We start from the raw sequence: 11,937 nt of genomic DNA, 5'->3' as shown, positions 1-11,937 counted from the left end.
CAGCCTAACCGCCGGTATCTTGGAAACAATGAGCGCGCCCGTTTTCGTCGACGTCGATACCGGCGTGGACGATGCGCTGGCGCTGATGTACCTGTTCGCCAGCTCCGACGCCGATGTGGTCGGCATCGCCTCGACCGGGGGAAACGTTGGGGTGGACCAGGTTTGCGAAAACAATCTGGGCCTGCTGGAGCTGTGCCAGCGCACCGGCGTCCCGGTTTCCAAGGGCTCCGGACAGACCTTGACCGGGCCGATGCGACTGCCGTCAAAAGTCCACGGCCCCAGGGGATTGGGCTACGCCGACCTGCCACCGGGCACCCGCCGGCTCACCGACTACGACTCGGCCGGCGCCTGGATACGCGCAGCACGCGCGGCTCCCGGTGAACTCATCGGCGTGGCGACCGGGCCGCTGACCAACCTGGCGCTGGCGCTGCGCGCCGAGCCCGAGCTGCCGACGCTGCTCAAACGGCTGGTGATCATGGGTGGTTCCTACGATCACCGGGGTAACACAACCGCGGTGGCGGAGTGGAACATCAGTGTGGACCCCGAGGCGGCGGCCGAGGTGCTGGCCGCATGGCGTCCGGAAACCGTTGGGCGAGGGCGGCTTCCAATCCTGTGCGGACTGGATCTGACCCGTAAGGTTGCGATGACGCCCGATCATCTGGCGCGGCTGGCAGCGGCCGCGGAGTCGACGACGACACGGCTGAGCGAACACGACGCACCCGGCACCCGGTCGGCGGCGTCCAACCCGCTGATCAGGGTGATCGAGGACGCGATGCGGTTCTACCTGGAGGCCTATCACGAACTCGGCCATGGGTATCGGGCGCACATGCACGATCCGCTGGCCGCCGCCGTCGCGCTGGATCCCGAACTGGTCACGACGCGCCCTGCGACGGTGGACATCGAGCTGACCGGAACGCTCACCCGCGCCATGACGGTGACCGATTGGTCGGACCGTCGAGAACCCAACGCGCTCATCGGGATTGACGTGGACGCGGCGGCATTCTTCGATCGGTTCATCGAACGGGTGGGACCGTTTGCGCGTCAATTAGGAGGTCTCTGATGAAGATTCGCGTGATCGAAGTGGTCCGGGCGCTGTGGGGCTCGGCGCTGCTGGTCGCCCCGGCCGAGGTGCTCCACCACATTCACGGGGTGCGGGTCGACCGCAAGGCGCTCGTCGTCACCCGGATCCTGGGCGCGCGCCACCTGACCCAGGCGCTGCTGTCGGGAATCAATCCCAGCCCGGAGGTGCTGGCGGCTGGGGTCTGGGTCGACAGCGTGCACTCGGCGACAGCGCTCGGCCTGGCCGCGGTCGACCGGGAGCGCGCTCGCGGCGGGGTGACAGACGCCCTCGTCGCGGCGTCGTGGGCGATACTGGGCTGGCGACACCTACGCACCGGCAAAGCCAGGACCGACGCCGTGCGGGGCCGCGACCGGCTGGCCCGTACCGTGGTGGGCGCGTTGCCCGGTGGCCGGGGGCTGATGGCGCGAGCGGAGGCGGTCCGCGCCGAATAAGGCCAGGTGAGCGCGCGATTGCCGCAAAACGAAAGGTGGCCGTCCGACGTTTGCAGCGTTGGGGACAATGCACATTGTGTTTTCATGGTTCGGTGGGGAGTGGGCTCGACGTCCTGCGTTGGCAGCTCTCGAGTGTGAAAGGTTTTGCAAGTCATGACGGAGTTGGTTACCGGGAAAACGTTGCCCAATGTGGTGGTCACTGGCGTCGCCATGACGACCGCGTTAGCTACTGATGCCGAAACCACCTGGAAGTTGTTGCTGGACAGCCAAAGTGGTATCCGCAAGCTCGAGGATTCGTTCGTCGAGGAGTTCGACCTGCCGGTGCGCATCGGCGGGCACCTGCAGGAGGAATTCGACGCCGGACTGACGCGCGCCGAACGCCACCGGATGGGTTATCTGCAGCGGATGTCGACAGTGTTGAGCCGGCGGGTCTGGGAGAACGCCGGCTCGCCCGAGGTCGACAGCAACCGGCTGATGGTGTCCATCGGCACCGGCCTGGGGTCTGCCGAGCAGATCGTGTTCAGTTATGACGATTTGCGGGCTCGCGGTATCAGGGGGGTCTCACCGCTCGCGGTGTCGAAGTACATGCCCGACGGCGCGGCCGTCGCGGTGGGGCTCGAGCGGCATGCCAAAGCCGGCGTGATCACCCCGGTGTCGGCGTGCGCGTCGGGTTCCGAGGGCGTCGCGCAGGCGTGGCGCAACATCGTGTTCGGCGAGGCCGACATCGCCATCTGTGGTGGCGTCGAGGTCAGGATCGAGGCGGTCGCGATCGCGGCGTTCGCCCAGATGCGCATCGTGATGTCGACCAAAAACGACGACCCGGCCGGGGCGTGTCGCCCGTTCGACCGCGACCGGACCGGCTTCGTGTTCGGCGAGGCCGGCGCGCTCATGGTCATCGAAACCGAGGAACACGCCAAAGCACGCGGCGCCAACATCTTGGCCCGCATCATGGGCGCCAGCATCACTTCCGACGGGTATCACATGGTGGCCCCGGACCCCAACGGCGAACGCGCCGGCCACGCGATGAGCCGCGCCATCCAGCTCGCCGGGCTCATGCCGTCCGACATCGGCCACGTCAACGCCCACGCCACCGGCACCTCGGTCGGTGACGTCGCCGAGGCCAGGGCCATCAACAACGCGCTGGGCAGCAACAAACCCGCCGTCTATGCCCCCAAAGCCGCACTCGGCCACTCGGTGGGCGCCGTGGGTGCCGTGGAATCCATCCTGACCGTGCTCGCCCTGCGCGACCAGGTGGTCCCCCCCACGCTCAACCTGGAAAACCTCGACCCCGAAATCGACCTCGACGTCGTCGCGGGCAAACCACGGCCGGGCACCTACGAGTACGCGATCAACAACTCGTTCGGGTTCGGCGGACACAACGTGGCCATCGCCTTCGGGCGTTACTGATAGACCGCGGGGTCTGATCCTCGAGCGCTCGTTTGGTGATGCAAGCACGGGGAAGTCAGCGACTATGGCTTTCGCCGAGTATCAAAACGAGTTGTACGACCAGTCGCTGCATGGCAATCAGCCGCAGTACCCGATCAGGTTCGAGGAGCTGGAGAAGAAGGCGTCGGCGGCGATGACGCCGAAAGTGCTGGGATATGTGGCCGGCGGCGCGGGTGATGAGCACACTCAGCGCATCAACTGCGAGGCTTTCAAGCGGTGGGGGTTGTATCCGCGCATGGGGATCGCCCCCGAGCAGCGCGATATGTCGGTCGAGCTGTTCGGCATCGAGTTCGGTTCTCCGATATTCATGGCGCCAATCGGCGTCATCGGGGTGTGCGACCCGAACGGCCACGGGGACATGCTGTGCGCGCGGGCCTCGGTCCGCACGGGTGTGCCGTTCTTCGTGGGGACACTGTCGGCCGACCCGATGGAAGACCTCGCCGCCGAGCTCGGCGATACCCCGGCGTTTTTCCAGCTGTACACGCCGCCGGACCGCGAGATGGCCACCAGCCTGGTGCACCGGGCCGAGGCGGCCGGCTTCAAAGGCATCGCCGTCACCCTGGACACGTGGGTCACCGGCTGGCGCCCCCGCGACCTGAAGGGCGGGAACTACCCGCAGGTGCCCAGTGGCTGCCTGGCCAACTACACCAGCGATCCGGTTTTCCGCGCCAATCTGAAACCGGGTGAAGACGCCACCGAGGCGGCGGTGCGCAAGCTGCCGATCTTCGGTGGGCCGTTCCGGTGGTCGGACCTGGAATGGCTACGGTCCGAGACCAGCCTGCCGCTGATGGTCAAGGGCATCTGCCATCCCGACGACGTTCGGCGCGCCAAAGATATTGGCGTGGATGGCATTTACTGCTCCAACCACGGCGGTCGGCAAGCCAACGGCGGACTGCCCTGCTTGGATTGCTTGCCCGCGGTGATCGAGGCCGCCGACGGGATGCCGGTGCTGTTTGACTCGGGCGTGCGCGGCGGCGCCGACATCATCAAAGCCCTGGCGCTGGGCGCGACCGCCGTGGGGATCGGTCGGCCCTACGCCTATGGTCTGGCCGTCGGTGGCGTGGACGGCATCGTGCATGTGCTGCGCTCGCTGCTGGCCGAAGCGGATCTGATCATGGCCGTCGACGGATATCCCTCGCTCAAAGATCTGACCCCCGACGCGTTGCAGCGCGTCGAATACGCTGAAGCGCAAAGTTACTCGTAGCTTCCCTCGAGGTACCAGCGCCGCCGGCGGTAGCACAGCAGAAAGGCCCGCTCGTCCTTTAGCAAGACCTGGGCGCGGGCGGTGCGCCCCTTGCTCAATTCGGGATCCCACCATCGCTCGTCGACCGGCCAGGGCCCCGACCACCAGCACAGCCGATCGTCGCGGCCGTGGGCGATAATGCGCGCGGGGTCGGCGGAGAACAGCCCCCGGATGGTCACCCGTATCGGGTTCCCTTGGGCGTCAAGCAGTTCCACCGGGTCGTCAAGCAGGACCGCCGGTGACGGCTCGGGCAGCCGCCCTGGCCACGGCGGATCGGGATCGGCCCGCGGCACCGGCTCGTCGCCGAGCGGGATCAGCGTGATCCGCTCGGCCGGGCCACGTCCGCCGGACAGCACCGGCACTCGCACCGCCTCCGGGCCGAGCAGGCCCTGCACCCGCACCAGCGCCCGGCGAGCCCGCAGCCTGTCCTCCTCGCCCAGGCCACCCCAGAGCGGCAACTGCAGCGCTTCGGCGGATACCACTTCCACCGCCTTGACCCGCAACAGCGTCACCGCAGCGGTGGGACGGGGATTGTGCGCGGTGCGGCTGGTCAACCATCCGTCGAGCTGCCAGCGCACCCGGTCGGCGGTGGCGTCCTCGGTCAACGGCTCGGCGCACCGCCACACCCGGTGCAGTTCTTCGCCGTTGGCGGTGACGGCGTGGATGGCCAGCCGGGTGCATCCCACCCCGGCTGCCATCAGCGTCTGATGCAACCTGCCGGCCAGCGAACGCCCGGCGAACGCCGCGGCATCGACCCGGTCGATCGGCGGATCGCAGTCCAGCACGGCCTCGAGTTCGGTCGGCGGCTCCCGGCCCGACGGCGGCCGTTCGGGTTCGCCGCGGGCCAACCGGTGCGCGGTCACCCCGTCGGCGCCGAACCGGGAAGCCACATCACTGCGCGATAACGCGGCGAACTGCCCTATGGTGCGAATCCCCATCCGCCACAACAGGTCCGTCAGCTCTTCGCGACCGGCGCCGGACAGGCTCGGCTCGGTGGCAAGTTGGCGGATGGACAGCACCGACAAAAACTTCGCGTCACCTCCTGGCTCGACGACACGGCCCGCCCGCGCCGCGAAGACCGCGGTGGACAGCCGGTCGGCGACCCCGGCCTGACACTCGGCGCCGGCGGCGGCCACCGCGTCGATCAGCCGCTCGGCGGCGGTGGCCTCGGAGCCGAAATAGCGGGCCGCCCCGCGCACCGGCAACACCAGGAGCCCGGGCCGCAGCACTTCGGCGCGGGGCACCAGGTCGTCCACCGCGGCGATCACCGCCTCGAAAAAGCGGGCATCGCGGTCCGCGTCGGCGGCGGTGACGTGCAACTGCGGGCATCGGGCGGCCGCCTCGCGGCGTCGCAGCCCCCGCCGCACCCCCGCCGCGCGGGCGGCCGACGAGCAGGCGATCACCCGGTTGGCCAGGGTGACCGCGATCGGGGCGGTCGCGGACAGACCCGCGGCCGTGGCCGCCGCGACCGCGGGCCAATCCATGCACCAGATCGCCAGAACCCTTGAGCCAGAAGGGGATACCACGGTGCTACCCGGCCCGCGATTGGGTCATCACCCGTCGTCCCGCGCACGTACCGCTGACCTGCAGCCGCACCTCGCCGATCCGGCCGAATCCGGGACGGCCGTCTGCGGTGATCTCATAACCACAGACCCGGGCGGCAAGGCGCGTCGGGGCCCCCTGCCAATCGCCGCCGGTGACCAACAGGGTGCAGCCCTTGTTCCGGGCGCGGGCCACCACCGCCCGCGCCCGGGTGTGCGGCACGTGGCGCCCGCCCAGCCCCAGGACCACCAGATCCATGCCGTCGACGAGCACCGCGGCCACCTCCACCGGATCGGTGCCGGGATCTGGTATCACCGCGAGGCGGCTCAGATCCGCCCCCATCTCCGCGGCGGCCAGCAGCCCGATGTCCGGCTGGCCGACGATTGCGGCGTTGCCGCCGGCCGCCGTGACGGCGGCGACCATGCTCAACAGCAGCGACCGGGCACCCGAGAGCACCGCGACCGATCCCCGCGGTACCGGCACGGGCAGCAGTTCGGCCAGCCACGGCGGGAGGGCCAGCTGGGATTCGGAGTTCGGTAGCAGGTCCTCGGCGGGCGCGGCGGCGGCCGGGGCGGCCTTCTTCCCGGAGATGCTCGCCATCCGCCGGCGAAGCGATTCCAGCTGCTCAGCACGGGTTTCCCGGCGGCGACTGGAGGCAAAGGCCGCAGTCATGACCCAGCCTCCTATCACCAGCTTTCAGCGAGTGTATTCGAATGTATGTTCGATACATTTCGAAGTAAACACCCGCCCTCTGACAACCGTCAAGCGACGTGAGGGACAGTGTTATGCGATCGGTACTGGTGTGGCAGATGGGTGCAATGTGGCCGCATTTTCGCGACGGCCGGCTACTCCCACTCGATGGTGCCGGGCGGTTTGCTGGTGATGTCCAGCACCACGCGGTTGACCTCGGCCACCTCGTTGGTGATGCGGGTCGAGATGCGCTCGAGCACCTCGTAGGGAACCCGGGTCCAGTCGGCGGTCATAGCGTCCTCACTGGTCACCGGCCGCAGCACGATCGGGTGCCCATAGGTGCGATTGTCGCCCTGCACACCGACCGAGCGGACCTCGCCCAGCAGCACCACCGGGCACTGCCAGATCAGGGTGTCCAGGCCCGCCGCGGTGAGTTCCTCGCGCGCGATCGAATCCGCACGCCGCAGGGTGTCCAACCGCGGCGCGGTGACCTCCCCGACGATACGAATTCCCAGGCCGGGGCCCGGGAAGGGTTGGCGCGCAACGATTTCCTCGGGCAGACCCAGCTCGCGACCGACGGCGCGAACTTCATCCTTGAACAGCAGCCGCAACGGCTCGACGAGCTTGAACTTCAGGTCGCCGGGCAAGCCGCCAACGTTGTGGTGACTCTTGATGTTCGCGGTGCCGCTGCCGCCACCGGACTCCACCACGTCCGGATACAGCGTGCCCTGCACCAGGAACTCAACGTCAGAATCACTGTCGCCCACGATGTCTCGCACCGCGCCCTCGAAGGCCCGGATGAACTGGCGGCCGATGATTTTGCGCTTGCCTTCCGGATTGGTCACTCCCGCGAGCGCATCCAGGAAGGTGTCGGCGGCATCGACGGTGACCAGGTTGGCGCCGGTGGCGGCCACGAAGTCGCGTTGCACCTGTGCGCGCTCTCCGGCGCGTAGCAGCCCGTGGTCGACGAAGACACAGGTCAACCGGTCACCGATGGCCCGCTGCACCAGCGCGGCGGCCACCGCGGAATCCACGCCGCCGGACAGCCCGCAGATCGCCCGACCATCGCCGATCTGGGCGCGCACCTGCTCGATCAGCACACCGGCGATGTTCGCGGCGGTCCAGTCCGCGCCCAGCCCGGCGAAGTCGTGCAGAAAGCGGCTGAGCACCTGCTGCCCGTGCGGGGTGTGCATGACCTCGGGGTGATACTGCACGCCCGCCAGGCGCCGCTGCCGGTTCTCGAAGCCGGCCACCGAAGCGCCGGAGCTGCGGGCCACCACCTCGAACCCGTCCGGTGCGGCCGTGACCGCGTCGCCATGGCTCATCCACACCGGTTGCGAACTCGGCAATCCCGAATGCAGCTCGCCACCAAGAACTTTCAGCTCGGTACGGCCGTATTCGCTGGTGCCGGTGTGCGCGACGGTCCCACCCAGGGCCTGAGCCATGGCCTGAAACCCGTAACAGATGCCGAATACCGGAACCCCGAGATCGAACAGGGCCGGATCGATCTGGGGCGCGCCGTCGGCGTAGACGCTGGACGGCCCGCCGGAGAGCACCAGCGCCAGCGGATCACGGGCCTTGATCTCCTCGACCGTCGTGGTGTGCGGTATGACCTCGGAGAACACCCGCGCCTCACGGACACGGCGGGCGATCAGCTGCGCATACTGCGCGCCGAAGTCCACGACGAGCACGGGTCGGGCCGGCGCTCCGGACGCATCGGACACCTCGATTTCAGGGGTTTCGGTGGGGTCGGCCACGCACGCGAGTCTAGTGGCTACCTGCGTCGTCTCCGCCCCGGACGGCTATAGCCCAAACGCGGTGCGCAGCGCGCCGACGGCCGCGGCGTCGCCGTCGAACTTGATTCGCCGCAGGGCGGCGTTGCGGTCGCCTTCTTCGGCCCCGAGCCGGGCGGTGACGAGATCCGCGGCCACGGCCGTGCAGGTGACCGCGGGCTCACCGCGAGCCGGACCCAGGCGGCCCTGCGTGACGGCGAATTCGAAACGGCGACCGTCGATCTCGACGCGGTACGTCGCCTCCAGCCCCGCCGCCGCACCGGAGTTGAAGCCGAGCAGTATCCCGGCCAGAAACCCGTTGAGCGGTGAAACCGGCGCGTCGCCGATCGGGTCCAGGTGGTCCACCCCGAACCACGCGAGACCCTGCAGGATGGGCAGCACCCGCTGCCAGCCCAGATCACTGAGCGTGTAGACGGTGCGACCGATCGGCGCCGGTAGGTCGGCCCGCTCGACGAGCCTGGCATCCTGCAGCTCCTTGAGCCGCTCGGCGAGCAGATTTGTTGCGATACCGGGCAGTTCGGCCCGCAGGTCGCCGTAGCGACGGGCTCCGCCGACGAGCTCGCGCAGGATCAGCAATGTCCAGCGCTCGCCCAGGACATCGAGGCCGCGCGCGATCGGGCAGTTCTGGTTGTAGTTCCTGCGGGACGCCACCCCGTCACTTTAACCGCTGCCAGACATATTTTTCAACCTAGTACTTGATTTATTTGTCTATCAAATTTACTGTTTTGTCCATGCGCACCGACCCGACCCTCCGGACCCACCCCATCGCTGCCCTGAGCGTCATCTGCCTCGGCGTCTTCGTCATCAGCGTCGACGCCACCATCGTCAACGTCGCGCTGCCCACCCTGTCGCGTGAACTCGGCGCCGACACCGCACAACTGCAATGGATCGTCGACGCCTACACCCTGGTGATGTCGGGACTGCTTCTCTCGGCGGGCAGCCTTTCCGACCGCTACGGCAGGCGAGGCTGGCTGAACTCCGGGCTCGCACTGTTCGCCGGCACATCTGCGGTTGCCGCACAGATGCATTCGGCGGACGCATTGATCGCGGCGCGCGCGGCCATGGGCGTGGGCGCCGCGGTCATCTTCCCGACCACGCTGGGGCTCATCACCAACATCTTCACCGACCCGATACCGCGAGCCAAGGCGATCGGGCTGTGGGCGGCCATGGTCGGCGTCGGCGTCGCCGTCGGGCCGATCAGCGGCGGATGGCTGCTCGAACACTTCTGGTGGGGCTCGATATTCATGGTCAACATTCCGATCGCGGCGCTCGCCATCATCGGCGCCGCGCTGTTCGTACCCACCTCGCGCGACCCTGCGGCGCCCCGCGTCGACGTCCCCGGCCTCATCCTGTCCGCCACCGGAATCACCACACTCGTCTACACGGTCATCGAGGCGCCCACGTGGGGCTGGACCGACGGTCGGACCGCAGCCGGATTCGCCTTCGCCGCAATCTTTCTCGGCGCTTTTGCGCGCTGGGAACGGCGCTGCACCCATCCGATGCTCGACGTCTCTGTGTTCTTCAACCGCCGGTTCTCCGGCGGCAGTCTGGCGGTGACCGCCGGATTTCTCACCCTGTTCGGCTTCATCTTCGTCATCACCCAGTACTTCCAGTTCATCAAGGACTACACCGCGTTTCAGGCCGGCGTGCGCCTGCTACCCGTCGCCGCATCGATCGCCCTGGCCAGCGTGCTGGGGCCCCGACTGGTCGAACGCGTCGGCACCACCGCCGTCGTCGCCGCCGGACTTACCGTGTTTGCCGCCGGCCTGGCCTGGGCGTCCACCGCCGACGGAGCCACGCCGTACAGCCAGATCGCCACACAGATGCTGCTGCTCGGTGGCGGACTAGGGCTGACCTTCTCGCCGGCCACGGAGGCCATCATGGGATCGCTGCCGGTCGACAAGGCCGGCGTGGGTTCGGCCGTCAACGACACGACTCGCGAGTTGGGCGGCACCCTCGGCGTCGCCATCGCGGGCAGCATCTTCGCATCGGTGTACTCCGGGCACCTCGGCCCGTCCGCGCTGCCGGGATTGCCCGCCGACGCGATGCGCCACTCGATGGCTTTCGCGCACACAGTGATTCAGCGCCTGCCCACCCAGCAAGCCGGCCAGGTGCGCGCCGCCGTCGACCGCGCGTTCCTGGACGGCCTGCGGGTCAGTTCGCTGGTGTGCGCGGGCATCGCGCTGGGCGCTGCGGTCGTCGTCGGCTGGCTGCTCCCAGCCAGGGAACAGGCGCGTCAACGAGAAAGGGTTGCAGCACGATGAGCAACGCACCACAAGGCAGCACCTACGTCTTGGGCCACGCCGACGCGCAGGTGCAGCGGCTTCTCCTGCAAGGTCGGCTGTACGACCACTACACCGAGCACGCGCTGCGACTGGCCGGGCTGCGGCCGGGCATGCTGGTGCTCGATATCGGGTCAGGGCCCGGCGACGTGTCGTTCGTCGCCGCGCGGCTGGTCGGTCCGACGGGGACCGTTCTGGGTGTCGACGCCGCGCCCGCAATGGTCGAGTTGGCCCGCGCCCGCGCCCACGAAAAGGGCTTGTCCACAGTGTATTTCATCCAGGACGCGGTCGACGAGATCTCGCTGGACGAGCCGGTGGATGCGGGCCTGGGCACCCCGCGCCTCACCCGGGGGACGCCGATCGGTACCGCCGCCGACACCGAGCTGTTGGCCTGTGCCGCGGAAGTCTGGCGACTGGTGTCCCCGGTCGCTGAACAACACGGTTTCGCATCGAAATCGACATCGACACTTTCATCGGACAATTCCGTCGAGAAGCGCTCGAGGCCAACGCCCTCATCGCGATGCCCCCGATAATCACCGCATGGGTGCAGGTGCGGAAATGAGGAGCATCGAAAACCAGTACTCGACCGGGCTTTCGCGGCCCAACATCGAGCGGGCCCTGATCGACGCCGGTAAGGATCTCGAGCGCCTTGCGCCCGCGGACCTGGCGCCGCTGGAGGACTTTCACACCATGGGCCGCTTCGCCACCGCACAGTTGGTGGAGGTTTGCCGGGTCACCGATGACGACAGGGTCCTCGACGCGGGCAGCGGGATCGGCGGCAGCGCGCGCTACCTCGCCTCCACCTACGGCTGCGCGGTCAGCGCGGTGGATCTCACCGCCGAGTATTGCAACACGCAACGCTGGCTCAATCGACTTGTCGGGCTTGATGATTCGATCACCGTTGCGCAGGGCGACGTCACCGCCTTGCCCTTCCCCGACGGCTCCTTCGACGTCGTTGTCAGCCAGCACGTGCAGATGAACGTGGCCGACAAGGCGCGCCTGTACAACGAGGCCCGCCGCGTGCTCGCGCGGGGAGGCCGGCTGGCCTTGTGGGATCTGACGATTGGCGATCACCGCAGGCTCGATTTTCCGCTGCCCTGGTCCGACGCACCCGCCAACAGCCACCTCGTCAGCCCTGGCGAGCTGCGCGCCCTGGTAACCACCGCCGGGTTCGCGGTCAAGGAGTGGAACGACCTCACCGAGCAGGCCAGCGCATTCATGCAGGCATTGCTGAGCCAGCCACCCCAACCACTCGGCCTGCACGCGTTTGTCTCCGACTTTCGGCGCAAGGCCCAGAACCTCACCCGAGCGCTGGCCGATGGGAGACTTCGCGCGATTCAGGGGGTTGCGACGGCAATCGGCGCGTGAACCTGGCGACACGCATAGCGGGCGTGGTGAAGTGGGTATCGGTTAACCAGCCCCGAGACCA

At 68.2% G+C, this 11,937-nt stretch carries 11 protein-coding genes; 7 read left to right on the top strand and 4 right to left on the bottom strand.

What is annotated here, in order from left to right:
* Positions 1-28: 28 nt before the first annotated feature.
* The 4 genes from A5686_RS07725 (at position 29) to A5686_RS07710 (ending at position 4,162) form a co-directional block, all read left to right on the top strand.
* Positions 29-1,060, top strand: a complete 1,032-nt coding sequence (locus A5686_RS07725; RefSeq protein ID WP_067932736.1) for a nucleoside hydrolase — start codon at positions 29-31, stop codon at positions 1,058-1,060.
* Positions 1,060-1,512, top strand: coding sequence for a hypothetical protein (locus tag A5686_RS07720; RefSeq protein WP_067932733.1), 453 nt, complete (start codon positions 1,060-1,062; stop codon positions 1,510-1,512). The genes A5686_RS07725 and A5686_RS07720 overlap by 1 nt, the downstream gene beginning before the upstream one ends.
* Positions 1,513-1,665: 153 nt before the next feature.
* A complete protein-coding gene (gene kasB, locus A5686_RS07715) occupies positions 1,666-2,919 on the top strand; it encodes a 3-oxoacyl-ACP synthase KasB (RefSeq protein WP_067932731.1) in 1,254 nt (417 codons plus the stop codon).
* Positions 2,920-2,983: 64 nt separating this feature from the next.
* Entirely contained in the window at positions 2,984-4,162 is a 1,179-nt protein-coding gene (locus A5686_RS07710; protein WP_067932729.1) for an alpha-hydroxy-acid oxidizing protein, read from the top strand.
* Here the strand turns inward: A5686_RS07710 and A5686_RS07705 are convergent.
* The 4 genes from A5686_RS07705 to A5686_RS07690 form a co-directional block, all read right to left on the bottom strand.
* Complete coding sequence (locus A5686_RS07705) at positions 4,153-5,685, bottom strand: DNA polymerase Y family protein (RefSeq protein ID WP_067932727.1); 1,533 nt, start codon at positions 5,683-5,685, stop codon at positions 4,153-4,155. The two genes, A5686_RS07710 and A5686_RS07705, sit on opposite strands and share 10 nt — an antisense overlap.
* 46 nt (positions 5,686-5,731) lie before the next feature.
* Entirely contained in the window at positions 5,732-6,415 is a 684-nt protein-coding gene (locus A5686_RS07700; protein ID WP_067932784.1) for a hypothetical protein, read from the bottom strand.
* 173 nt (positions 6,416-6,588) lie between these two features.
* Positions 6,589-8,163, bottom strand: coding sequence for a glutamine-hydrolyzing GMP synthase (guaA, locus tag A5686_RS07695; protein ID WP_369829686.1), 1,575 nt, complete (start codon positions 8,161-8,163; stop codon positions 6,589-6,591).
* Between the two features lie 72 nt (positions 8,164-8,235).
* Positions 8,236-8,877: a helix-turn-helix domain-containing protein gene (locus A5686_RS07690; protein WP_067932726.1), complete on the bottom strand. Its 642-nt coding sequence runs from the start codon at positions 8,875-8,877 to the stop codon at positions 8,236-8,238.
* Positions 8,878-8,957: 80 nt separating this feature from the next.
* On the opposite strand from A5686_RS07690, the gene A5686_RS07685 reads away from it, so the two are divergent.
* From A5686_RS07685 to A5686_RS07675, 3 genes are read left to right on the top strand one after another with little or no spacing between them, the layout of a single operon-like run.
* Complete coding sequence (locus tag A5686_RS07685) at positions 8,958-10,490, top strand: MFS transporter (protein ID WP_067932724.1); 1,533 nt, start codon at positions 8,958-8,960, stop codon at positions 10,488-10,490.
* Entirely contained in the window at positions 10,487-11,041 is a 555-nt protein-coding gene (locus tag A5686_RS07680; protein WP_067932722.1) for a methyltransferase domain-containing protein, read from the top strand. Before A5686_RS07685 ends, A5686_RS07680 begins: the two co-directional genes overlap by 4 nt.
* Positions 11,042-11,066: 25 nt before the next feature.
* Entirely contained in the window at positions 11,067-11,876 is an 810-nt protein-coding gene (locus A5686_RS07675) for a class I SAM-dependent methyltransferase (protein WP_067932780.1), read from the top strand.
* Positions 11,877-11,937: the final 61 nt, after the last annotated feature.

The organism is Mycobacterium sp. E2479 (genome assembly GCF_001667925.1).
In the GTDB taxonomy this organism is placed as follows: Bacteria; Actinomycetota; Actinomycetes; order Mycobacteriales; family Mycobacteriaceae; genus Mycobacterium.
Note: the sequence above shows the minus strand (reverse complement) of the source record. Positions and strands in the feature narration are given on the sequence as shown.